Origin of the sequence: Mycobacterium asiaticum, assembly GCF_001668675.1 — a bacterium.
In the GTDB taxonomy this organism is placed as follows: domain Bacteria; phylum Actinomycetota; class Actinomycetes; order Mycobacteriales; family Mycobacteriaceae; genus Mycobacterium; species Mycobacterium asiaticum_D.
Map to the genome: position 1 here is coordinate 25,703 of NZ_LZKQ01000324.1, position 22,548 is coordinate 48,250.

A 22,548-nucleotide genomic window follows, 5' to 3' on the forward strand; every position below is an offset into this window, starting at 1 on the left:
CAGACGCAACGCGCCTAACTGGATTGGCGCAAAGCACCCGCGCCAGCGTGCTTTTCGATAAGTTGTGCCGGGCCAAGGGAAGCCGCACAGACAATTGGGGGGGTAATGAACTTTGCCGTGCTGCCGCCGGAGATCACCTCGGCACAGCTCTTCGCCGGCGCGGGGACGGGGCCGATGCTCGCGGCCGCTGCGGCCTGGGACGGGCTGGCGGCCGAGTTGGGTTCGGCCGCGTCGTCCTTCGGGGCAGTGACGTCGGGGCTGACCGCGGCATCGTGGCAGGGTGCCGCGGCGTCGGCGATGATGGCGGCGGCGACGCCGTACTCGCTGTGGCTGAGCGCGACCGCCGCCCACGCCGAGCTCGCGGCCGGGCAGGCCAAGGCGGTGGCTTCGGTGTTCGAAGCGGCTCGAACGGCGATTGTGCATCCAGAGTTTGTTTCCGCCAACCGAAGTCAGCTCGTGGCGTTGGTGCGGTCGAACCTGTTCGGGTTCAATGCCCCGGCGATCGCCGCCGTCGAGGCGGTTTACGAGCAGATGTGGGCCCAGGACGTGACGGCCATGTCCAGCTACTACAGCGGCGTCGTGGCGGCGGCCGAGCAACTGGTGCCGTTTCAGCAGGTGCTGGGGCAGCTGAACCTGGGCATCGGGAACATCGGCAGCTTCAACCTCGGCAGCGGCAACACCGGCAGCTTCAACATCGGTGGCGGCAACAGCGGCGGAAGCAATTTCGGCCTGGGTAACTACGGCTCGTTCAACATCGGCGCCGGCAACGGGAACGCCGTCCTGGGGGCGGTTGGCAAACCCTATCCGGGCGCGGCGTCCTACAACTTCGGCCTGGGCAATATCGGTTCGTTCAATGTCGGCGTCGGCAACGTCGGCACCGGAAACATCGGGTTCGGCAACGGAAACCTGGCCACCGCCGTCGCCGGTATCCCAGGGGCGTTCAACGTCGGCCTCAGCAACCTCGGCAGCAACAACTTCGGCGTAGGGAACGTCGGCCTGAACAACATCGGCCTCGGCAACGTCGGCAACAACAACATCGGTATCGGGCTCAACGGCAACAATCAGATCGGCATTGGCGGTTTCAACGCCAACAACGTCGGCTGGAACGTCGGGCTGGGCAACAACGGCAGTTTCAACTTCGGGCTGGCCAATACGGGCGACGGCAATTTCGGCTTCGCGAACACCGGCAACGGCAACATCGGGATCGGCCTCACCGGGGACCATCAGATCGGGTTCGGCGGCTTCAACTCCGGCAGCGGCAATGTCGGACTGTTCAACTCGGGCAGCGGCAATGTCGGACTGTTCAACTCGGGCACCGCGAACTGGGGGCTGGGCAACACCGGCAGCCAGAACCTGGGTTTGCTGAATTCGGGTGTGGCCGATACCGGTATCGGCAACAGCGGCTCCACCAACACCGGTCTGTTCAACGCGGGCGGCTTCAACACCGGGTCGTTCAACGCGGGCAGCACCAACATGGGCCTGGCGAACGCCGGCAATGGCAACCTGGGCGCCTTCAACTCCGGTGGCACCTCGCTGTTCGGCCACAATGTCGGGTTCTTCAACGCCGGCAATCACAATGTGGGGTCGTTCAACGCCGGGTTCGGCAATGTGGGCTGGTCGAACACCGGCATCAGCAACACCGGCGGCTTCAACGCCGGCGGCAACGGCAGTGATCCCGTGTTCGGACAGGGCAACATCGGCGAGGCCGGCAACACCGGGTTCTTCAACACCGGCTTCACCAACACCGGGTTGTTCAATTCGGGCAACACCAACACCGGTCTGTGGAATGCCGGCAACGTCAACACCGGCTTCGGCGGGATCGGAAGTTACAGCGGCAACTCGGGATTCGGTAACTCAGGGACCGGCAACTCCGGGTTCTTCAACGTCGGCGACTACAACTCGGGCCTGTCCAACTCGGCTAGCGGCGGGTACAGCTCGGGTTGGAGCAATGCCGGCGGCGGCGAAGACAACGTGGGCTTCTTCAACGCCAGCGACGGCGGCACCAACACCGGATTCTTCAACGGCGGAGCCGGCGGCTTGCAGGTGGGCTTCTTCAACGCCGGTAATCACGACATCGGTTTCGGAAACGTGGGCTATTACAACACCGGCTTTTTGAACTCCGGTCAGCACAGTTCGGGTGTCGGCAACACCGGCCCCGCCGCCGATTCCGGCGGCTTCAACGCGGGCGTCGGCCAATCCGGCTTCTTCAACCGCGGATAGCGCCTCAGTCGCGAACCGCGGCCAGCAGCCCGTCACCCAGCGGGATCAGGGCGGGCGTCAGGTGCTCGTCCTCCGCGATCAGCCGGGCGGCTTCGCGCACCGCGGCCACCTCGGCGTCGCGGGCGCCGGGGTCACCCGCGCGGCCGCCCAGGGCCGCCCGGTGTACCACGATGACCCCACCGGAGCGCAGCAGTCGCACGCCCTGCACCACGTACTCGGGCTGGTCGATCGGATCGGCGTCGATGAACACCAGGTCGTAGGACTCGTCGGCGAGCCGGGTCAGCACTTCCTGGGCCCGGCCGCTGATCAGCCTGGTACGCGACGGCCCGATGTGGGCCTCGGCGAACACCTGCCGGGCCTGCCGGACGAATTCGGGTTCGATGTCGATGGTGGTCAGGACGCCGTCGTCGCTCATGCCGGATAGCAGCCACAATCCGCTGACGCCCACGCCGGTGCCGACCTCCGCGACTGCCTTGCCGCCGCTGAGTTTGGCGAGCATGCTCAGCAACGCGCCGACCGCGGGTGTGACGGCGCCCGCGCCACTGTCGACGGCCCGTTCGCGGGCGCCGGTGAGGATCTCGTCCTCGGAGATCGAGTCTTCGGCGTGCGACACCAGTGATTCGGCCCGGCTTCGGGTCGCCTCACCGGGGGTGTTGGAACCGGAAGTCGGGGTGCCGTCCATGTCCGCAGAGTATGCCGAACGGGTGTGGTCGTCCTTCAGGCGCGCCCGGTGGAGCCAAGGGCGACACGCCCGGCCGGCGCACCGCAACCGACCTGATTGCACACCCAATATGCGCTGGAAAACGCAGGTAACAGTATGGTTTCTCAGCCAAAGCTCAGACTGCTCCTACCTCGCCCACACACGGGTAGGCAACGGTGAGTCCTATGGAACGCGGCGCACTGTGGGGTGAAGACGACGGGAATGCGGAATGGCATCTCCGTGTTTCGAAAAGTGAGGAAATGCCGATCCTGGGTGTCAGGAACAAGCAGAAGGAAGTGAACATCACCACCGTGAGCACCACGACCATGTCTCACCCCCAACAGGTGCGCGACGACGACTGGGCTGAGCCGGCTGACAAGCTGCTCGGCACAGCGATTTTCGATGCGACCGGGGACAAGGCGGCTATGCCGTCCTGGGACGAATTGGTGCGCCAGCACGCCGACCGCGTCTACCGGCTGGCCTACCGGCTCTCCGGCAACCAGCACGACGCGGAGGACCTGACACAGGAGACGTTCATCCGGGTTTTCCGGTCCGTCCAGAACTACCAGCCGGGCACGTTCGAAGGCTGGCTACACCGCATCACCACCAACCTGTTCCTCGACATGGTCCGTCGCCGGGCACGTATCCGGATGGAGGCGCTGCCCGACGACTACGACCGGGTGCCGGCCGACGAGCCGAACCCTGAGCAGATCTACCACGACTCCCGGCTGGGGCCGGACCTGCAGGCCGCGCTGGACTCGCTGCCGCCGGAGTTTCGCGCCGCGGTCGTGTTGTGTGACATCGAGGGCCTGTCCTACGAGGAGATCGGTGCCACGCTGGGCGTCAAGCTCGGCACCGTGCGCAGCCGGATCCACCGCGGGCGTCAGGCTCTGCGGGATTACCTGGCCGCCCACCCCGAACACGGGCTGCGTCCCGAGGACCGCGTGCTGAGGTCAGCCAGCTGAGCAACCTGCGTGGCCGAATCATCGAATGGCCACTGCATGGTTGCCAACTGGTCCCAAATACCCGGGTTTGAAGGTAGAACATGGTTATCAGGCACAACGTCGCGCTACATTCGAGATATCCATGGCTCGAAAAGGCGCGAAGGGAGCTGGTGATGGCCGACCGGGGGCAGGTGTTTCGCCGCGCGTTCTCCTGGCTTCCGGCCCAGTTCGCTTCCCAAAGTGATGCGCCGATAGGTGCGCCGCGCCGCTTCGGGTCGACCGAGCATCTGTCAATAGAGGCCATCGCCGCGTTTGTAGACGGCGAGCTGCGGATGAATGCGCACCTGCGCGCCGCGCACCACCTGTCCTTGTGCCCCCAGTGCGCTGCCGAGGTGGAGGACCACAGCCGCGCCCGCGCCGCCCTGCGCGACTCCCACCCGATCCGGATCCCCAGCTCGCTGCTCGGGCTGCTGTCCGAGATTCCGCATCACCCGCACGAAGATGCGCCCTCGCTGTCGGATGCCTTTGCCGAGCCCGACGCTCGTGAACAGCGGAAGCGCCGCTAGCTTGACTTTTGCGACCCCCGGCGGCCTGCGCGCGCGTTCATGTCGACCGTCCAGGATCCGTGGATACTAGGGTGGACGAACAACCTCGTGCCGGTGTGTCGCTGCGCACATGGCCCGTTATCGGGCTCGAAATGGATCTAGAAGAGGAACCGTGACCTCCGACGAAGGCAAGAACAGCGGCCAGGACACCGAACGGCTGGCGCCGCGGCCCATCTATCGTCCGCCGGTCGACCCCGCCTCGCGGCAAGCGTTCGGGCGTCCGGCCGGCCAGCAAGGCTCCTTCGTGGCCGAGCGGGTGCGGCCACAGAAGTTTCAGGAACAGTCCGAATTCCGGCCGCACGACAAACCGGCCGACCCGGTGCTGGAAGAGGCCTTCGGCCGCCCGTTCGGCGGCACCGAGACGCTGCAACGTCACCCCATCGACGCCAGCGCGCTGGCGGCCGAGAAGAACGGCGACCAGCACGACGAACCCGATGACCCGTGGCGCGACCCCGGCGCCGCCGCCGCGCTGGGCACCCCGGCGCTACCCGCGCAGGTCAGTCACGGGGAGCTGAAGCACAGCGGCAAACTCGGTGTGCGCGACGTGCTGTTCGGCGGCAAGGTCTCTTACCTGGCCCTGGCGGTGCTGCTGCTGATCGCGCTGGTCATCGGTGTGATCGGTGGGGTGATCGGCCGCAAGACCGCGGAAGTCGTGGAAGCGTTCACCACCTCGAAGGTGACGCTGTCGACCGCGGGCAACGCCGAGGAGCCGGCCGGCCGGTTCACTCGGGTCGCAGCCGCCGTCGCCGACTCGGTGGTGACCATCGAGTCCAAGAGCGACCAGGAAGGCATGCAGGGATCGGGCGTCATTATCGACGGCCGCGGCTACATCGTCACCAACAATCACGTGATCTCCGAAGCAGCCAACAACCCCAGCCAGTTCAAGACCACGGTGGTGTTCAACGACGGCAAGGAAGTGCCGGCCAGCCTGGTCGGTCGCGACCCGAAGACCGACTTGGCGGTGCTCAAGGTCGACAACGTGAACAACCTGAGCGTGGCCCGGCTCGGTGACTCGGACAAGGTGCGGGTGGGCGACGAAGTGCTGGCTGCGGGCGCTCCGCTGGGCCTGCGCAGCACCGTCACGCACGGCATCATCAGCGCGCTGCACCGCCCCGTCCCGTTGTCGGGTGAAGGCTCGGACACCGACACCGTCATCGACGCCCTGCAGACCGACGCGTCGATCAACCACGGCAACTCGGGCGGTCCGCTGATCGACATGGACTCGCAGGTGATCGGCATCAACACCGCCGGCAAGTCGCTGTCCGACAGCGCCAGCGGGCTGGGCTTCGCGATCCCGGTCAACGAGATGAAGCTGGTGGCGCAGACGCTGATCAAGGACGGCAAGATCCTGCATCCCACGCTGGGCATCTCCACCCGTTCGGTGAGCAACGCGATCGCTTCCGGTGCGCAGGTGGCCAACGTCAAGGCGGGCGGGCCCGCCCAGAAGGGCGGGATCCTGGAGAACGACGTCATCGTCAAGATCGGCAACCGCAACGTCGCCGACTCCGACGAGGCGGTCGTGGCGACGCGGCAGCTGACGATCGGCCAGGACGCTCCGATCGAGGTGGTCCGCGACGGTCGGCATGTGACGCTGACGGTCAAACCCGACCCCGATACGAGCCCGTGATGAGAGCAAGCGCGGCGCGGCCGGGCGCAGCGGGTCATCACTCTGCGATCTGATGTTCGCCAACATCGGCTGGGGAGAAATGCTCGTCCTCGTGGTGGTCGGGCTGGTGGTGCTTGGGCCAGAGCGGCTGCCCGGGGCCATTCGGTGGACGGCGGGTGCGCTGCGGCAGGCGCGCGACTACCTCAGTGGCGTGTCCAATCAGCTGCGTGAGGACATGGGCCCGGAATTCGACGATTTGCGTGGCCAGCTCGGTGAGCTGCAGAAATTGCGGGGGATGACGCCACGCGCCGCACTGACCAAGCACCACCAGCCCGACCACCACGAGGACGAGCATTTCTCCCCAGCCGATGTTGGCGAACATCAGATCGCAGAGTGATGACCCGCTGCCGAGAACGCCCCGCCGCCGGCCCCCGAACGCACGCCGTTCGATACCGACGCCACCTGAGCTCCGCGGCCGGCGCGCCGAGCGTGCGGCTTATGTACCCCTGCCGCGGGTTTTCGGTGCATAAAGCGCACGCTCGGCGATTGGGCCAAAGGTGCCGCGTCGCGCAACCTAGCGGCGGGTCGGGTCCAGGCCGAGTGACATGCCCGCCAGGCCCCTCCGCCGCGACGACAGGCTGTCGGCGATGCGGGCCAGTTCCTTGCCGACCGCCGAGTCGGGGGTGCTGAGCACCACGGGTACGCCGGCGTCGCCGGCAGCCACCAGCGCGGGATCCAGCGGAATCTGACCCAGCAGCGGCACGTCGGCGCCGACTGCCCGGGACAGCCGCTCGGCCACCTGCTGGCCACCGCCCTCGCCGAACACGTGGAGCGTGGTGCCGTCCGGCAGCGTGAGGCCGGACATGTTCTCCACCACGCCGACGACGCGCTGGCGGGTCTGGATGGCGATGCTGCCGGCCCGTTCGGCGACCTCGGCAGCGGCCGCCTGCGGCGTCGTCACCACCAGGATCTCGGCGTTGGGAAGCAGTTGAGCCAGCGAGATCGCGACGTCGCCGGTGCCCGGCGGCAGGTCGAGCAGCAGCACGTCCAGGTCGCCCCAGTAGACGTCCGCCAGGAACTGCTGCAGCGCGCGGTGCAGCATCGGCCCACGCCACACCACCGGGGAGTTGTCCTGGGTGAACTGAGCGATCGAGATGACCTTCACGTCGTGCGCGATCGGCGGCAGAATCATCGACTCGACCTGCGTGGGCCGGTCCGTGGTGCCCATCATGCGGGGGATGGAGTGGCCGTGGATGTCGGCGTCGAGCACGCCGACCGACAGCCCGCGGGCGGCCATCGCGGCGGCCAGGTTGACCGTGACGGTGGACTTACCGACGCCGCCCTTGCCCGAGGCCACCGCATAGACGCGGGTCAGCGAGCTGGGCTGGGCGAACGGGATGACGGGTTCGGCTGCGTCACCGCGCAATTGCTTGCGCAACTCGGTGCGCTGTTCGTCGCTCATCACATCCAGGCTGACGCGCACCGCACCGGTGCCGGGGACATCGGCGACCGCCTGGGTGACGCGCTCGCTGATCTCGGACTTCTTCGGGCAGGCCGCGGTGGTCAGGTAGATCGCGACGTGCACGCCGCCGTCCGGTTCGACGTCGATGCTCTTGACCATCCCCAGTTCGGTGATGGGGCGTCGCAGTTCGGGGTCGACGACTTTGCCCAGGGCGGCGCGGATGGCCGCAGTCAGGTCGTCGTGGTGGGTTTCAGACATCACCGCCGAGTGTAGGCGGCGCGGACCGGCGCCAGCTCAGGCCGGTCGGTCTCAGCTGACCGGGGCGAGCACCGGTTCGCCCGGCGCCGGCGCGCTGGGCTGCTGCGGGCCCGCCGGCTTGGGTGCCGGTGATCCGTTGGGCGGCTGCTGGCCCGCCGGAGCCGCGGGTGCCGGTGCGCCCGGAGGGGCCGGCGCTGCGGGCGGTGGCGCGGCCGGGGCCGGTGCGGCCGGCGGCTGACCGAACGGAGCCGGCGGTGGTGGCGGTGCCAACGGTGGCGGCGGCGCGAACGGGTCCGGGAAGGGCGGTGCCGCCGGTGGAGCGGCCGGTGCCAGGACGATGCCGCCGTTGGGTATCGGTGGCCCATTCGGTATCGGCGGTGCCATCCCCGGTGGCGCCGACTCGGGGGATTGCGAGCTCAGGCAGATCAGGGTGCATCCCGGCGTCACCACCGGCTGGGGCGGCTGCAGCTGCGCGGGCGGCAGCCACGGCCACATCGGCGACTGCTGGGGCAACTGCGGGTACTGCGAGATGACCTGCGGCTGCCCGAAGTCGATCAGCGGGATGTGCTGCAGCATCGGGTCGTTGCCGCCCAGGCCGTTGACGTTCAGCGGCAGGTTCGGGCCCAGGCCTTCCGGATGTTCGAGGTGCGCATCGCCGATCGGCGGGGGCGGCCCGGTGATCGGTGGCAGGTCGACCGGGACCACGCCCGTGGCGTACGCCGCCGCCCAGCCCAGCACGTTCTGGGCATACGACATCGAGTTGTTGTAGCGCAGGATCGCGGCCATCACCTGCATCGGATCCCGCAGGTTCAGACCGCCGCTGCACAGGTAGCGCGCCGCGGCCAAGGTCGCGTCGAACAGGTTCTGCGGGTCGGGCACGCCGTCGCCGTCGCCGTCCACGGCGTACCGCGCCCAGGTGCCCGGCAGGAACTGCATCGGGCCCATGGCGCGGGCGTAGGTCACCCGGTTGCCCTGGTTGCTCTGGACGATCACCTCGTTGCCGGGCAATGTGCCGTCCAGCGCGGGACCGTAGATCGGGTTGGTCGCGGTGCCGCGCGCGTCGGTGGCGCCGCCGTTGGCGTGCATCGACTCGATGCGCCCGATTCCGGCGAGCAGGTTCCAGCTCACGCCACAGCCGGGTGCCGCGGCGCCCATCTTCTGTTCGGCGTTGCGGTAGGCGGACAGCGCCATTATCGGAATGCCAAGCGCGCCAGGTGAATTGACAATGGTCGGGGGTGGCGGGGCGGACGACGTGGCCGCCGCGACGTGGAAGCTGGTCGGTACCCGCTGGGCGGAGATGACGGTCGGCCGGGACAGGTCGACCTTGGGGGCCGGGCCGACGGCTGCCACTGGGGTGATGGCCGTGCGCAGCGGCTGGTTCTTGCCGTGAAAGGTTGGAGCCGTAGCGCCGACCGCACTCGCCAGGATCAACGGGGAAATCACCGCAAGTCCGAAGACCGGCTTCAGTGTCACGCCGAGTGCCTGTTGCCGCACCTTCGCGACAACTGGGTTAGCACCCCAGCGTCCCCCTATTCGCACGTCGACCGTCCTCAATTCAAGTGAGCCGCCGGGAAACTGACCTCTTGTTAGCTTCGTGAACTAGATCACCATACATAACTCTCGTAACGGGAGTTGCGCAATGGTCCAGTTGGTTCTCAGCTGGATTTCTTAGCCCGTCGATCGGCGCCGTCCTGCAGCTCGGTGAGCAGGGTCCGCAGACTCTCCAGCTCGTGGCGCAGGTAGTCGCGCGTCGCCACTTCGCCGATGGACAGCCGCAGGGCGGCCAGCTCGCGGGCCAGATATTCGGTGTCGGCCTTGGTCTGGGCCGCGCGACGGCGGTCCTCCTCCAGCGCGACCCGGTCACGGTTCTCCTGCCGGTTCTGGGCGAGCAGGATCAGCGGCGCCGCATACGCCGCCTGGGTGGAGAAGGCCAGATTGAGCAGGATGAACGGGTAGGGGTCCCAGCGCCAGTGCACGGCCCACAGGTTGAGCAGGATCCAGATCACCACAAACACCGTCTGCAGCAGCAGATAGCGGCCGGTGCCGAAGAAGCGGGCAATCGACTCGGTGATCTGCCCGACGGCCTCGGGATCCAACCGCGGCGTGAAGCGGCGCGACGTCCGCGGGGTGTACAGCCGTCGCGGCGCAGCTGAGTTGCTCACAGCGCTCCTCCGCCCCGGGGCGGCCGGCCCGCGGGATCCAGCTGCGGCACGTCTACCCGCCAGTCGTGCGGGAGGAGGTGATCCAGCAGGTCGTCGACGGTGACCGCGCCCAGCAGGTGGTTCTGGTCGTCGACCACCGGTCCGCACACCAGGTTGTAGGCCGCGAAATACCTCGTCACGGCGCCCAGCGGCGTCTCAGGGGCCAGGGTCAGCAGATCATTGTCGACGATTCCACCGACCAGTTCGGCCGGTGGGTCCCGCAACAGCCGCTGCAGGTGCACGCACCCCAGGTATTGCCCGGTCGGGGTGGCCGTTGGGGGACGGGCGACGAAAACCATGGAAGCCAGCGCCGGGGTCAGGTCGGGGTCGCGGAGCCGGGCCAGCGCCTCGGCTACCGAGGTGTCCGGGGTGAGCACGACCGGGTTCGACGTCATCAAACCACCGGCGGTGTCCGGGGAGTGCTTCAACAAGCGCCGCACCGGGTCGGAATCGTCGGGATCCATTCGGGTCAGCAGCACTTCGGCGTCGGTGGGGTTCAGCGTGCCCAGCAGGTCCGCGGCGTCGTCGGGATCCATCTCTTCCAGCACATCCGCGGCGCGTTCGGTACCCAGCTGGGCAAGCACCTCGGCCTGATCGAGTTCGGGCAGTTCCTGCAAGATGTCGGCCAGCCGGTCGTCACCCAGCGCCTTGAACACCTCGTACCGGCGCTTGGTGGGCAGTCCGCGGATCGCGTCGGCGACGTCGACGGCGCGACGCCCCTCGAACTGCTCGAGCAGCTCCGCCACTCCCTGCCCGGGCATGGCGAGGGCGGAGGGCGTCAGGCCGTGTACGTTCTGCCATTCCACGACGTGCACCGGCCCGCGTCGCCGCAGCCTTCGGTTGGTGCGGACGGCGACCCTGGTCACCACCCAATCCCGGGTACGGGTCTGCTCGATACCCAGATCGGTGACCACCACGTCCACGCCGGCCAGCTCCGGCAGGTCTGGATCGTTGACCCGAACCTGGGTGTCCAGCACCTGACCCATGGCCAGTACTTCACCCGGCCGCTGCTCGAAATGACGCAGCGAAACGCTTCCGGTGCTCAACGTCACAGCGTTGGGCTCGATCGCGGCCACCCGAAGGATCGGGATGAAGATGCTGCGGCGGGTCGCCAGGTCGACGACCAGCCCCAGGACACGGGGTTGCTGGCGCACGATGCTGATGCTGATCACCACGTCGCGCACCCGCCCGAAGGATTCGCCGAGTGGACCCAACACCATCATTCGTGGCAGCCGCGCCACGTACACCCTGTTGACCGAACCCATGAGGAAAGCGTAGGCAGCCCGGTGCGAGTCGGCAGGTTCGGGCGGCTGGGGTCAGGCGCCGATCACGCCCAGTCCCACGACGAAGAAGTAGAACAGCAGGGTCACGACGCTGATCACGATGCCGCCGACGGCCAGGCCGTGGCCGTCTTCGCGGGTCCGCTTGATCTGGCTGAGGGCAACGTTGCCGCACACCACCCCGACTATCGAACCGACGCAGCAGAAGACGCCGAGGATGCTCGCGACCAGTGCGGTGATCGCCATTTTGTTCGTCCCCGAACGCGGAGTGCCGTACCCGGCGGCGTACTCCCACCCGGGGTAATAGCCGCCCGGATGGCCACCGTACGGGGGCGGCATGGGAGGTGGATACGGGGGCGGGTACCCGGCCGCGCCGTCCGGCGGGTAATCCAGCGGCGCCGGGCCCGCTGGCGCGGCTCCCGGCACTGCCCACGGCGAGTCGTAGATCGACTGCTCAGCGGGGTGTTCGTGCTCGCCGGAGGAGCCGCCGGGCGATGTCATAGTGATCAACGTAGCCTACGGTCAGGGGCCCCCGCCCAGGTCAAATGCGCAGCCCGGAGAGTGCATTTCGGTTGCCGAGATGAAACGATGGCCGAGGCAGGAGAAAGATGAGGATCGATGACTAGCCCATTTCAATCGGGACAACCGCCAGCCGGCGGGGCTGGGGGCCGGCGAAACGTGCCGGCCTTGCCGACGCCGCCCAAAGGCTGGCCCGTCGGTTCGTATCCGACCTACGCCGAGGCGCAACGCGCCGTCGATTATCTCTCCGACCAGCAATTTCCCGTCCAGCAGGTGACCATCGTCGGGGTTGACCTGATGCAGGTGGAACGCGTCACCGGCCGCTTGAGCTGGGGCAAGGTGCTCGGCGGGGGAGTGCTCAGCGGGGCGTGGCTGGGGCTGTTCATCGGGCTGGTGCTCGGCTTCTTCAGCCCCAATCCGTGGGGCGCGCTGATCACGGGTCTGATCGCAGGGGTTTTCTTCGGGTTGATCACCTCAGCGGTGCCGTACGCCATGGCGCGCGGCACCCGGGACTTCAGTTCGACCATGCAACTGGTGGCTGGCCGCTACGACGTGCTCTGCGACCCGCAGAACGCGGAGAAGGCGCGAGATCTGCTGGCACGTCTGGCGATCTGACTCGTGAGTTCTCGCCGGCGGTTGCGGCGGTGGGGCACGGCCGTCTTGGCGGCGCTGATCGCCGCGTCGATCCCCGCCTGCGGTTCGGGCCCTCGCGGCGTGGTCATCAGCCTCTACACCCCGGCCACCGATGGCGCGACATTCCGCGCGGTGGCACAGCGTTGCACCGACCAGGCCGACGGCCGCTACCGCATCCAGCACGTGAGCCTGGCCAGATCGCCCGACGAACAGCGGCTCCAGCTGGCCCGACGGCTGGCCGGGCACGACCGCACCCTGGACGTGATGGGCATCGACGTGGTGTGGACCGCGGAGTTCGCCGAGGCCGGGTGGGCACTGCCGCTCGCTGCGGACCCCGCCGGCCGGGCCGAGAGCGACGCGAGCGTCGATACCTTGTCGGGTCCGCTCACGACGGCCACCTGGAAGCACCGGCTGTACGCGGCGCCGGTCACCACCAACACCCAACTGCTTTGGTACCGAACGGATTTGGTGCGGATGCCGCCGCGTGACTGGGCCGGCATGGCCGCCGAGGCGACGCGCCTGCAGGCAGCCGGGCAGCCGAGCTGGATCGCCGTGCAGGCCAACGAGGCCGAGGGCCTGGTGGTGTGGTTCAACACGCTGTTGGCCAGCGCCGGCGGACAGGTGCTGTCCGAGGACGGCAAGAGCGTCACCCTGACCGACACCCCCGCACACCGGGCGGCCACCGTGACGGCGCTGCGGATCATGAAATCGGTAGCCACCGCGCCCGGGGCCGACCCGTCCATCACCCGCAGCGACGAGGGCAGCGCACGCCTGGCGGTCGAACAGGGCAAGGCCGCGCTGGAGGTCAATTGGCCGTATGTGCTGGCGTCGATGCTGGAGAACGCGGTGAAGGGCGGGGTGCCGTTCCTGCCGCTCGACCGCCTGCCCGAATTGGCCGGCAGCATCAACCGGTTCGGCTCCTTCGCGCCCAGCGACGAGCAGTTCCAGCTCGCCTACGCCGCGAGCCAGCAGGTGTTCGGGTTCGCCCGCTACCCCGGGGTGCTGCCCGGGCAGCGTGCCAAGGTGACCATCGGCGGGCTGAATCTGGCGGTGGCCGGCACCACCCGTCACCGCGCGGAGGCGTTCGACGCCGTCCGCTGCCTGCGCAGCCTGCAGAACCAGAAGTACGTCGCGATCGAGGGCGGGCTGCCGCCGGTGCGGACCTCGCTGTATTCCGACCCGCAGTTCCAGGCGAAGTACCCGATGTACGGCACTATCCGTCAGCAACTCACCGACGCCGCGGTGCGGCCCGCGACGCCCGCCTACCAGGCGGTGTCGATCCGGCTGGCATCGGCGCTGAGCCCGATCACCGCGATCGACCCCGAGCGCACCGCCGACGCGCTGGCCGCCGAGGTGCGAAAGGCCATCGACGGCAAGGGGCTGCTGCCGTGAGTCTGCAGCTGACCCCCGAGCGGCGCCTGGCCTACCTGCTGGTCGCACCCGCGGTGACCCTGATGCTGGCGGTAACGGCCTACCCGATCTGCTACGCGGTGTGGTTGAGCCTGCAGCGCAACAACTTGGCCACCCCCGACGACACCGCGTTCATCGGCCTGGGCAACTACCAGACGATCCTGACCGACCGGTACTGGTGGACCGCGCTGGGTGTGACGCTGGGGATCACCGTGGTCTCGGTGGCGCTCGAGTTCGTGCTGGGATTGTCACTGGCGCTGGTGATGCACCGGACGATGCTCGGCAAGGGGCTGGTGCGCACCGCGGTGCTGATCCCGTACGGCATCGTCACGGTGGTGGCGTCCTACAGCTGGTATTACGCCTGGACGCCCGGCACCGGCTACCTGGCAAATCTGCTGCCCGACGGGAGCGCCCCGCTGACACAACAGATTCCGTCGCTCGGGGTGGTGGTGCTGGCCGAGGTGTGGAAGACGACGCCGTTCATGGCACTGCTGCTGCTGGCCGGGCTGGCGCTGGTGCCCGAGGATCTGTTGAAGGCCGCGCAGGTCGACGGCGCGGACCCGTGGCAGCGGCTGACCAGGATCATCCTGCCGATCATCAAGCCGGCCGTCGTGGTTGCTCTGCTGTTCCGAACGCTGGACGCGTTCCGGATCTTCGACAACATCTACGTGCTCACCGCCGGGGACAACAACACCGGTTCGGTGTCAATCCTGGGCTATGACAACCTGTTCAAGGGCTTCAACGTGGGCCTGGGTTCGGCGATCAGCGTGCTGATCTTCCTGTGCGTGGGGCTGATCGCGATCGTCTTCATCAAGCTGTTCGGCGCCGCGGCTCCGGGAGGTGACGCCGGTGACAGGTGAATCGCTGGGCACGCGACGCGCCACATTCTGGGTCGTCGTGGATACCGTGGTGGTCCTGTACGCGCTGCTGCCGGTGCTGTGGATTCTGAGCCTTTCGCTCAAGCCGACGTCAAAGGTCAAGGACGGCAGGCTGATTCCGTCGTCGGTGACACTGGACAACTATCGGGGCATCTTCCGCGGCGAATTCTTCAGCTCGGCACTGATCAACTCCATCGGGATCGGGCTGACCACCACTGCCGTCGCGGTGGCACTCGGCGCGATGGCGGCGTATGCGATTGCGCGGCTGAACTTTCCGGGCAAGCGGGCACTGGTCGGCATGACGCTGCTGATCACCATGTTCCCCGCGATCTCGCTGGTGACACCGCTGTTCAACATCGAACGCGCGTTAGGGCTTTTCGACACCTGGCCGGGATTGATCCTGCCGTACATCACCTTCGCGCTGCCGCTGGCCATCTACACGCTCTCGGCGTTCTTCCGCGAGATCCCGTGGGACCTGGAGAAGGCGGCGAAGATGGACGGCGCGACGGCGGCTCAGGCGTTCCGGATGGTGATCGTGCCGTTGGCCGCCCCGGGAATGGTGACGGCGGCCATCCTGGTCTTCATCTTCGCCTGGAACGACCTGTTGCTGGCATTGTCACTGACCGCCACCAAGGCGGCCATCACCGCCCCGGTGGCGATCGCAAACTTCACCGGCAGTTCGCAATTCGAGGAACCGACCGGATCGATCGCCGCCGGCGCGGTGGTGATCACCATCCCGATCATTGTCTTTGTTCTGGTCTTTCAACGACGGATCGTCGCCGGGTTGACCTCTGGCGCTGTGAAGGGATAGCGCGATGGCCGAGATTGTGCTCGAACACGTCAACAAGAGTTACCCCGACGGTCACCCGGCGGTACAAGACCTCAGCGTCACCATCGCCGACGGCGAGTTCGTCATTCTGGTCGGCCCGTCCGGGTGCGGCAAGACGACGACGCTGAATATGATTGCCGGACTGGAGGACATCTCGTCGGGCGAGCTGCGCATCGGCGGTGAGCGGGTCAACGAGAAGGCGCCCAAGGACCGCGACATCGCGATGGTGTTCCAATCCTATGCCCTGTACCCGCACATGACGGTGCGGCAGAACATCGCGTTTCCGCTGACGCTGGCCAAGATGTCGAAAACCGACATCGCCCAGAAGGTGGAAGAGACCGCCCGAATCCTCGATCTGACCGAGCTGTTGGATCGTCGGCCCGCGCAGTTGTCGGGCGGTCAGCGGCAGCGGGTGGCGATGGGGCGGGCAATCGTGCGTCACCCCAAGGCCTTTCTGATGGACGAGCCGCTGTCCAACCTGGACGCCAAGCTGCGGGTGCAGATGCGCGGCGAGATCGCCCGGTTGCAGAAGCGGTTGGGCACCACCACCGTGTACGTCACACACGACCAGACCGAGGCGATGACGCTGGGTGACCGGGTGGTGGTCATGCACGCCGGGATCGCCCAGCAGATCGGTACGCCCACCGAGCTCTACGAGCGGCCCGCCAATCTGTTCGTGGCCGGCTTCATCGGATCGCCCGCGATGAACTTCTTCCCCGCGACGTTGACGTCGATGGGCCTGGAACTGCCGTTCGGGGAGCTGACGTTGGCGCCGGAGTTGCAGCAGGTGATCGCCGAGCACCCCAAGCCGGACAACATCATCGTGGGCGTGCGGCCCGAGCACATCCACGACGCGGCTTTGATCGACGGGTACCAGCGCATCAGTTCGCTGGTTTTCCAGGTCAACGTCGATCTGGTCGAATCACTGGGTTCGGACAAATACGTGTATTTCACCACCGGCGGTCCCGAGGTGCACTCGGCGCGGTTGGACGAGGTCGCCGCGGAGTCGGAGGTGAATGAAAACCAGTTCGTGGCAAGGGTTCCCACCGAGTCCAAGGCCGCCATCGGCGAACCGGTCGAGCTGGCTTTCGACACCCGCAAGCTCGCGGTCTTCGACGCCGACTCCGGGGTCAACCTCACCGTGCCGCCCGCGACGTGAGGCAGATTCTGGACCGGGTGCGCGCCCACCTGCGCGGCCACTTCGACACCGAACCCGCTTCGGCGAGTGTGACATTCCTGGGTGCCGAACCGATCGAGGTGCTGAGGTTCTCCGCCGACGGGTTGGTGCATTACGTCTCGCTGGGCTGCTCGCGCTACCCGATGACGGATCCCACCGAGATGGTGGCCGACCCGGATCGGGGTCCGCGAGCCGAAGTCGTTGTCTCGCTGCGCAATCCCGAGCCGGCCACTGGTTTGGCGCGCAGCATCGCGATCCTGGCCGCGACGCCTGCGGTCGACGGTGTCGTGCTGGTCCCCGATGCCCTGATCGACCTCGGCTCGCCGCTGTGGACGAGTCCGTCGGTCCGGGTGCCGTTCACCGCGGTGTTACTGGGCCGCAGCGAGATCGCCGACCTGCCGCTGGACCCGCCCCGCGACCCGGTGCAATTCCTGCGCGCCACACCGATCACGGCGACCGAGGCGGCCTGGGTGCGGTTGAAGGGCGCCGAGGCGATGCGCCAGGCCTGGCAGACCGACGGAGTCGACGTGCTGGACCCCACCCGGCCCGCGGCTCAACCCCGTTGACCCGCTAAAGCCAACCGCGTTTGCGGAAGCTGAAGTACAGCGCCACGCAGATCACCACCATCACGGTGATCACCGAGGGGTAGCCCCAGCGCGAATCCAATTCCGGCATGAAGTGAAAATTCATCCCGTAGATCCCGGCGACCATGGTGGGCACCGCGATTATGCCGGCCCAGGCCGAGATCTTGCGCATGTCCATGTTCTGCTGCATGCCGACCCGGGCGAGCGCGGCCTGAACCAGCGAGTTCAGCATGTCGTCGTAGCTGGCGATCTGCTCGGCGGCCTGCGTCTGGTGGTCGGCGACGTCGCGCAGATACCGGCGCACTTCCTTGGAGATCAGGTCCTTGTTCTCGATCTGCATGCGCTGGAACGCACCCGACAGCGGAGCCACGCAGCGGCGCAGTTCGACGACTTCGCGCTTGAGCAGGTAGATCGGTTCGACGTCGATGTACTTGCCGGGGGCGAAAGCGACCACCTCGATGGTGTCGACGTCGTCCTCCATCAACGCGGTGACATCCAGGTAGTGGTCCACCACGTAGTCGGCGATCGCGTGCATCACCGCATACGGGCCCAGCCGCAGGTGGTCGGGGTTGCAGTCCATGCGCTTGCGCACCTCGTGCAGCCCGCCGTGTTCGCCGTGGCGCACGGTGACGACGAAGTCGTGGCCGACGAAGATCATGATCTCGCCGGTCTCGACGATCTCGCGCGCCAGCGTCACCGAATCGTGCGGCACGTATTTGACCGTCTTGAGCACCAGGAACAGCGAGTCGTCGTAACGCTCCAGCTTCGGCCGCTGGTGGGCGTGCACGGCGTCCTCGACCGCCAGCGGGTGCAGGCCGTAGACGTCGGCGACCTGCTGCATCTGCGCCTCGTCGGGCTCGTGCAGCCCGACCCAGACAAACGCCTCGGGTGCCTCGGGAGCCCTGGCGCGGACTTCGGCCAGCCCCTCGGCGGGGGTGTATGTCCCGGGCAGCCGCCGGCCGTCGACGTAGACACCGCAATCGACCAGCGTCTGGGCCGGCGGGTTGGCAACGGGGTGCACGTGCTGTTGGCGGGGCCGGGCGACCGGTCTGAGTGCTTCAGGTAGTGCGTCAAAGCCAGGGAACACATCCACCTCCGATCGCAGCGCAAGTCTGCAGGCCGTGGCAATGGTACGCGCCCTGCCAGCACATCGAGGGGCTCAATGCGGCGGTCAGCAGGTAATTCGCAGCTGGGGAACGGACCGAAGATTTCGCAACGTCGGCGGTGCGCTAGTTTCGTCCCGAAACCCAAAAGATCTTTAAGGAGCAGAACCGACGTGAGCGCAAGTCCTCTCAAGGTCGCCGTCACCGGTGCGGCCGGCCAGATCGGCTACAGCCTGTTGTTCCGCCTGGCCAGCGGCTCACTGCTGGGCCCGGACCGTCCGATCGAACTGCGTCTGCTCGAAATCGAGCCCGCCCTCAAGGCGCTCGAGGGCGTCGTGATGGAACTCGACGACTGCGCGTTCCCGTTGCTGTCGAACGTCGAGATCGGCGCGGACGCCAACAAGATCTTCGACGGCGTGAACCTGGCTCTGCTGGTCGGCGCCCGTCCGCGCAGTAAGGGCATGGAGCGCGCTGACCTGCTGGAAGCCAACGGAGCCATCTTCACCGCCCAGGGCAAGGCGCTCAACGAGGTAGCCGCGGACGACGTCCGGATCGGTGTCACCGGCAACCCCGCGAACACCAACGCGCTGATTGCCCTGAGTAACGCCCCCGACATCCCCAAGGAGCGGTTCTCGGCGCTGACCCGCCTCGACCACAACCGGGCCATCTCGCAGCTGGCCAAGAAGACCGGCGCGGCCGTCACCGACATCAAGAAGGTGACCATCTGGGGCAACCACTCGGCCACCCAGTACCCCGACATCTTCCACGCCGAGATCGGTGGCAAGAACGCCGCCGAGGTGGTCAACGACCAGGACTGGATCGAGAACGACTTCATCCCGACGGTCGCCAAGCGCGGCGCCGCCATCATCGACGCGCGCGGGGCCTCCTCGGCGGCCTCGGCCGCGTCGGCCACCGTGGACGCCGCCCGCTCCTGGTTGCTGGGCAGCCCGGACGGCGACTGGGTGTCGATGGCCGTCTTCTCCGATGGCTCGTACGGCGTGCCCGAGGGCATCGTCTCCTCGTTCCCGGTGACCACCAAGGACGGCAAGTGGTCGATCGTGCAGGGACTCGAGATCGACGAGTTCTCCCGCGGCCGCATCGATGCCACCACCGCCGAATTGGTCGACGAACGCAACGCCGTCACCGAACTGGGCCTGATCTAGCGGATTAGGGGCAGTTCGGACCGGCCAGTACCCTGGGGGCCGTGTCACAAATGCTTCAAGCAACGGAGCGCGACCCTGAGTCGAATGCGCAGGTCGTGATCACCGACGAGGAGATCTTCGAGGCGCACGTAGGCGGCAAGCTGTCGGTAGGCCCGACGGCACCGCTGGACACCCAGCACTCGTTGTCCATCGCCTACACACCGGGCGTCGCGCAGGTCAGCCGCGCGATCGCCGCCGACCGCACCCTGGCCGCCCGCTACACCTGGGCGAACCAGTTGGTCGCGGTGGTCAGCGACGGCAGCGCCGTACTCGGCCTCGGGGACATCGGGCCGGCGGCGTCGCTGCCGGTGATGGAGGGCAAGTGCGCGCTGTTCAAGGAATACGGCGGCTTGAACGCGATTCCGATCGTGCTGGACACCAAGGACCCCGACGAGATCGTCGAAACCCTGGTGCGGCTGCGTCCGACGTTCGGCGCCGTCAACCTCGAGGACATCTCCGCGCCGCGCTGCTTCGAGATCGAGCGGCGGGTCATCGAGGCGCTGGACTGCCCGGTCATGCACGACGACCAGCACGGTACGGCCGTGGTCGCGCTGGCTGCGCTGATGGGCGCCACCAAGGTGATCGGCCGGGACATGTCCTCGCTGCGAGTGGTGGTGTCCGGCGCCGGCGCGGCCGGCGTCGCCTGCGCCAAACTGCTTCTGGCGATGGGTGTTTCGGACATCACGGTGCTTGACTCCCGCGGCATCGTGCACACCGGCCGGGACGACATGAACAGCGTCAAGATGGATCTGGCGCGCCGCACCAACCCCGATGGTCGCACCGGCGGCCTGGTCGAGGCGCTCGACGGTGCTGAGGTGTTTCTCGGTGTGTCCGGCGGCGTGGTCCCCGAAGAGTTGATCGCCACCATGGCGCCCGGCGGCATCGTGTTCGCGCTGTCCAACCCGGACCCGGAGATCCATCCCGAGGTCGCGGCCAGGCACGCGGCGGTGGTGGCCACCGGTCGCAGCGACTTCCCCAACCAGATCAACAATGTGCTGGCGTTCCCGGGGATTTTCCGGGGGGCGCTGGACGTCGGGGCGCGCCGGATCACCGAGAAGATGATGGTGGCCGCCGCCGAGGCGATCTACTCGGTGGCCAGTGATGATCTGGCGATCGACCGGATCGTCCCGAGCCCACTGGACCGGCGCGTCGGCGTCGCGGTCGCCCGGGCGGTGGCGCTGGCCGCGGAATCCTCCGACTGGGAGTGAGCATCGGCAGGCTGGTCGCCGCGGTGCTCGCCGCGGTGCTGGTGTTGGCCGGTTGCTCGTCGGCGGACCGGCAAGCCGAGTTGGTGGTCGGATCCACCCCGGATGCCGATGCGAGACTGCTTGCGGCCGTGTATGTTTCGGCGCTGCGTTCGTACGGGTTTCCGACGCGGGCCGACACCGCCGAGAACCCGATGGTGAAATTGGACGCGGGCGCTTTCATGGTCGTCCCGAGTTACACCGGCCGGACGCTGCGCAGCTTGCAGCCCGGTGCGACGGCGTTGTCCGACAAAGAGGTGTACCAGGCGATGAACGCGGCGCTGCCCGAGGGCGTGGCCGCCGGCGACTATGCCACCGCCGCCGAGGACAAACCGACGGTGGTGGTGACGCCGGCGACCTCGGGGGCTTGGGGCGGCAGCGATCTGACCCTGTTGCCCGGGCATTGCGGCGGATTGACCGTGGGCATCGTCCGGGGCTGGCAGCCCCCCGCCGCGGTGGGTTCCTGCCGGATGCCGGCACCGCGCGAGTTCCCGGATGATGCAACGTTATTCGCGGCACTGAGGGCCGGTGAGGTGGCGGTGGCCTGGGCCACCACCGCTGACCCGGGCATACCGTCAGACCTGATCGCGCTGGCCGACAGCAGCAAGTCCGCGCTGATTCAGGCCGAGAACGTGGTGCCGTTGTATCGCCGCAACGCGTTGCGCACCCGTCAGCTGCTGGCGATCAACGAGGTCGCCGGGGTGCTCGACACCGCCGCGCTGGCGAACATGCGCCGCAAGGTGGGCGAGGGCGCCGACCCGCAGGTGGTTGCCGACGGGTGGTTGGCGGAGCACCCGCTGGGGCGTTGAGGTCAGTGGTTCTTGCGCACCAGCTGGCTCATGAACAGCTCGGTGATCCGCTGATAACCAGACCCGGCGATCCGAACCATCAGGTCCAGCGCTTTGGCGTCCGGGCCTACCAGCACTCTGGCGTTGTTCTTGCGCACCGCCTGCAGGATGATCTTGGCGGCCCGCTTGGGGCTGGTGTTGGCCAGCCGCTTGTCGAACAGCTGGGCCAGCTCGTCGCGGTCCAGGCCTTCGGCCACCGTGGCGTTGCGGGCGATCGCGGTCTTGATACCGCCGGGGTGCACCGTGGTCACTCCGACGGGGTGGCCGCGCAGCCGCATCTCCTGGCGCAGCGCCTCGGTGTAACCGCGCACCGCGAACTTGGCCGAGTTGTACGCGGAATAGCCTGGGACAGAGAACAATCCGAAGATGCTGGAGATGTTGATGACGTGCCCGTCGCCCGAGGCGATCAGGTGTGGCAGGAATGCTTTGGTGCCGTTGACGACGCCCCAGAAGTCGACGTCCATCACCCGCTCGATGTCTTTGAACTGTTCGACTTCGACATCACCGGTGTGGCCGATGCCGGCGTTGTTGTAGATCTGGTTGACCTTGCCGAAGTGCTCGGCGACCTCGTCGGCGTAGGCCAAAAAACGCTCGCGTTCGGTCACATCGAGCCGGTCCGCCTTGACCGCTGCGCCCATCGCCTTGAGCTGCCGTTCGGTTTCGGCCAGACCTTCGAGGTCGATGTCGCAGATCGCCAGGCTGGCGCCGGAGCGGCCCAACTCAAGCGCGAGTGCCTGGCCGATGCCCGAACCTGCCCCGGTGACGACGGCTACCTTGCCGGCGAACCCCTCCATGACCACCCTCCCTCGTGTTGGCTCCGATAGAGCTCGATAGAGAGGGTAACC

General features: G+C 67.5%; 21 protein-coding genes and 2 pseudogenes. 14 read left to right on the forward strand and 9 right to left on the reverse strand.

Going from position 1 to position 22,548, the window contains the following annotated elements:
- Positions 1-105 precede the first annotated feature (105 nt).
- Entirely contained in the window at positions 106-2,220 is a 2,115-nt protein-coding gene (locus A9X01_RS26595) for a PPE family protein (RefSeq protein ID WP_065123569.1), read from the forward strand.
- Between the two features lie 4 nt (positions 2,221-2,224).
- Here A9X01_RS26595 and A9X01_RS26600 read toward each other — a convergent pair whose 3' ends face one another.
- Positions 2,225-2,902 carry an O-methyltransferase gene (locus tag A9X01_RS26600; RefSeq protein ID WP_065123570.1) on the reverse strand — a complete coding sequence of 226 codons (678 nt, stop codon included), beginning with the start codon at positions 2,900-2,902 and terminating at the stop codon, positions 2,225-2,227.
- 203 nt (positions 2,903-3,105) lie between these two features.
- Here A9X01_RS26600 and sigE point away from each other — a divergent pair, with 203 nt between their 5' ends.
- From sigE to tatB, 4 genes and pseudogenes are all read left to right on the forward strand, one after another.
- Complete coding sequence (sigE, locus tag A9X01_RS26605; protein ID WP_065123571.1) at positions 3,106-3,885, forward strand: RNA polymerase sigma factor SigE; 780 nt, start codon at positions 3,106-3,108, stop codon at positions 3,883-3,885.
- A gap of 152 nt (positions 3,886-4,037) precedes the next feature.
- Complete coding sequence (gene rseA, locus A9X01_RS26610; protein WP_065123592.1) at positions 4,038-4,430, forward strand: anti-sigma E factor RseA; 393 nt, start codon at positions 4,038-4,040, stop codon at positions 4,428-4,430.
- 151 nt (positions 4,431-4,581) lie between these two features.
- Positions 4,582-6,096 (forward strand): serine protease HtrA, encoded by a 1,515-nt coding sequence (gene htrA, locus A9X01_RS26615; RefSeq protein ID WP_065123572.1) that lies wholly within the window; start codon positions 4,582-4,584, stop codon positions 6,094-6,096.
- 52 nt (positions 6,097-6,148) lie between these two features.
- A pseudogene (gene tatB / locus A9X01_RS30225) lies at positions 6,149-6,400 on the forward strand (Sec-independent protein translocase protein TatB); the annotation flags it as partial.
- Here the strand turns inward: tatB and A9X01_RS30230 are convergent.
- The 6 genes and pseudogenes from A9X01_RS30230 to A9X01_RS26645 all read right to left on the reverse strand — a co-directional run.
- Positions 6,392-6,457 (reverse strand): annotated as a pseudogene (locus A9X01_RS30230) (twin-arginine translocase TatA/TatE family subunit); the annotation flags it as partial. The pseudogenes tatB and A9X01_RS30230 overlap by 9 nt on opposite strands.
- Positions 6,458-6,649: 192 nt before the next feature.
- Positions 6,650-7,795 (reverse strand): Mrp/NBP35 family ATP-binding protein, encoded by a 1,146-nt coding sequence (locus tag A9X01_RS26625; protein ID WP_065123573.1) that lies wholly within the window; start codon positions 7,793-7,795, stop codon positions 6,650-6,652.
- Between the two features lie 51 nt (positions 7,796-7,846).
- Positions 7,847-9,334, reverse strand: a complete 1,488-nt coding sequence (locus A9X01_RS30955) for a lytic transglycosylase domain-containing protein (RefSeq protein ID WP_065123574.1) — start codon at positions 9,332-9,334, stop codon at positions 7,847-7,849.
- 116 nt (positions 9,335-9,450) lie between these two features.
- Positions 9,451-9,957, reverse strand: coding sequence for a DUF1003 domain-containing protein (locus A9X01_RS26635; protein ID WP_065123575.1), 507 nt, complete (start codon positions 9,955-9,957; stop codon positions 9,451-9,453).
- The gene (locus A9X01_RS26640) at positions 9,954-11,261 is read right to left on the reverse strand and encodes a magnesium transporter MgtE N-terminal domain-containing protein (RefSeq protein WP_065123576.1); all 1,308 of its coding nucleotides are present in this window, start codon (positions 11,259-11,261) and stop codon (positions 9,954-9,956) included. Before A9X01_RS26640 ends, A9X01_RS26635 begins: the two co-directional genes overlap by 4 nt.
- A 51-nt stretch (positions 11,262-11,312) precedes the next feature.
- The gene (locus A9X01_RS26645; protein WP_065123577.1) at positions 11,313-11,777 is read right to left on the reverse strand and encodes a DUF4190 domain-containing protein; all 465 of its coding nucleotides are present in this window, start codon (positions 11,775-11,777) and stop codon (positions 11,313-11,315) included.
- A gap of 117 nt (positions 11,778-11,894) precedes the next feature.
- Here A9X01_RS26645 and A9X01_RS26650 point away from each other — a divergent pair, with 117 nt between their 5' ends.
- The 6 genes from A9X01_RS26650 to A9X01_RS26675 are packed head-to-tail and all read left to right on the forward strand — an operon-like array spanning position 11,895 to position 17,288.
- Positions 11,895-12,410, forward strand: a complete 516-nt coding sequence (locus tag A9X01_RS26650; protein WP_036357647.1) for a YflT domain-containing protein — start codon at positions 11,895-11,897, stop codon at positions 12,408-12,410.
- Positions 12,411-12,413: 3 nt separating this feature from the next.
- Positions 12,414-13,820, forward strand: a complete 1,407-nt coding sequence (locus A9X01_RS26655) for an extracellular solute-binding protein (RefSeq protein ID WP_065123578.1) — start codon at positions 12,414-12,416, stop codon at positions 13,818-13,820.
- A complete protein-coding gene (locus A9X01_RS26660) occupies positions 13,817-14,698 on the forward strand; it encodes a carbohydrate ABC transporter permease (protein WP_065123579.1) in 882 nt (293 codons plus the stop codon). Before A9X01_RS26655 ends, A9X01_RS26660 begins: the two co-directional genes overlap by 4 nt.
- A 4-nt stretch (positions 14,699-14,702) precedes the next feature.
- Positions 14,703-15,527 carry a carbohydrate ABC transporter permease gene (locus tag A9X01_RS26665; RefSeq protein ID WP_065123593.1) on the forward strand — a complete coding sequence of 275 codons (825 nt, stop codon included), beginning with the start codon at positions 14,703-14,705 and terminating at the stop codon, positions 15,525-15,527.
- A gap of 4 nt (positions 15,528-15,531) precedes the next feature.
- Complete coding sequence (locus A9X01_RS26670; protein ID WP_065123580.1) at positions 15,532-16,704, forward strand: ABC transporter ATP-binding protein; 1,173 nt, start codon at positions 15,532-15,534, stop codon at positions 16,702-16,704.
- Positions 16,701-17,288, forward strand: a complete 588-nt coding sequence (locus tag A9X01_RS26675; protein ID WP_065123581.1) for a suppressor of fused domain protein — start codon at positions 16,701-16,703, stop codon at positions 17,286-17,288. Before A9X01_RS26670 ends, A9X01_RS26675 begins: the two co-directional genes overlap by 4 nt.
- Before the next feature lie 4 nt (positions 17,289-17,292).
- On the opposite strand, the gene corA is transcribed toward A9X01_RS26675, so the two are convergent.
- A complete protein-coding gene (corA, locus tag A9X01_RS26680) occupies positions 17,293-18,393 on the reverse strand; it encodes a magnesium/cobalt transporter CorA (protein ID WP_065123594.1) in 1,101 nt (366 codons plus the stop codon).
- 189 nt (positions 18,394-18,582) lie between these two features.
- Between corA and A9X01_RS26685 the strand changes: the two genes are divergently transcribed.
- From A9X01_RS26685 to A9X01_RS26695, 3 genes are read left to right on the forward strand one after another with little or no spacing between them, the layout of a single operon-like run.
- A complete protein-coding gene (locus tag A9X01_RS26685; RefSeq protein ID WP_065037754.1) occupies positions 18,583-19,572 on the forward strand; it encodes a malate dehydrogenase in 990 nt (329 codons plus the stop codon).
- A gap of 50 nt (positions 19,573-19,622) precedes the next feature.
- On the forward strand, positions 19,623-20,819 hold the full coding sequence (locus A9X01_RS26690) for an NAD(P)-dependent malic enzyme (protein ID WP_081282651.1): 1,197 nt from the start codon (positions 19,623-19,625) through the stop codon (positions 20,817-20,819).
- The gene (locus A9X01_RS26695) at positions 20,816-21,664 is read left to right on the forward strand and encodes a glycine betaine ABC transporter substrate-binding protein (protein ID WP_065123583.1); all 849 of its coding nucleotides are present in this window, start codon (positions 20,816-20,818) and stop codon (positions 21,662-21,664) included. Before A9X01_RS26690 ends, A9X01_RS26695 begins: the two co-directional genes overlap by 4 nt.
- A 2-nt stretch (positions 21,665-21,666) precedes the next feature.
- On the opposite strand, the gene A9X01_RS26700 is transcribed toward A9X01_RS26695, so the two are convergent.
- The gene (locus tag A9X01_RS26700; RefSeq protein WP_065123584.1) at positions 21,667-22,497 is read right to left on the reverse strand and encodes an SDR family NAD(P)-dependent oxidoreductase; all 831 of its coding nucleotides are present in this window, start codon (positions 22,495-22,497) and stop codon (positions 21,667-21,669) included.
- Positions 22,498-22,548 lie beyond the last annotated feature (51 nt).

What these genes read in the sequence shown, in the direction of transcription:
- rseA (WP_065123592.1), top strand. Translation starts at nt 4,038, where the DNA reads ATGGCCGACCGGGGGCAGGTGTTTCGCCGCGCGTTCTCCTGGCTTCCG.
- A9X01_RS26690 (WP_081282651.1), top strand. Translation starts at nt 19,623, where the DNA reads ATGCTTCAAGCAACGGAGCGCGACCCTGAGTCGAATGCGCAGGTCGTG.
- A9X01_RS26595 (WP_065123569.1), top strand. Translation starts at nt 106, where the DNA reads ATGAACTTTGCCGTGCTGCCGCCGGAGATCACCTCGGCACAGCTCTTC.
- A9X01_RS26700 (WP_065123584.1), bottom strand. Translation starts at nt 22,497, where the DNA reads ATGGAGGGGTTCGCCGGCAAGGTAGCCGTCGTCACCGGGGCAGGTTCG.
- A9X01_RS26670 (WP_065123580.1), top strand. Translation starts at nt 15,532, where the DNA reads ATGGCCGAGATTGTGCTCGAACACGTCAACAAGAGTTACCCCGACGGT.
- A9X01_RS26600 (WP_065123570.1), bottom strand. Translation starts at nt 2,902, where the DNA reads ATGGACGGCACCCCGACTTCCGGTTCCAACACCCCCGGTGAGGCGACC.
- sigE (WP_065123571.1), top strand. Translation starts at nt 3,106, where the DNA reads ATGGAACGCGGCGCACTGTGGGGTGAAGACGACGGGAATGCGGAATGG.
- A9X01_RS26650 (WP_036357647.1), top strand. Translation starts at nt 11,895, where the DNA reads ATGACTAGCCCATTTCAATCGGGACAACCGCCAGCCGGCGGGGCTGGG.
- A9X01_RS26645 (WP_065123577.1), bottom strand. Translation starts at nt 11,777, where the DNA reads ATGACATCGCCCGGCGGCTCCTCCGGCGAGCACGAACACCCCGCTGAG.
- A9X01_RS26640 (WP_065123576.1), bottom strand. Translation starts at nt 11,261, where the DNA reads ATGGGTTCGGTCAACAGGGTGTACGTGGCGCGGCTGCCACGAATGATG.
- A9X01_RS26625 (WP_065123573.1), bottom strand. Translation starts at nt 7,795, where the DNA reads ATGTCTGAAACCCACCACGACGACCTGACTGCGGCCATCCGCGCCGCC.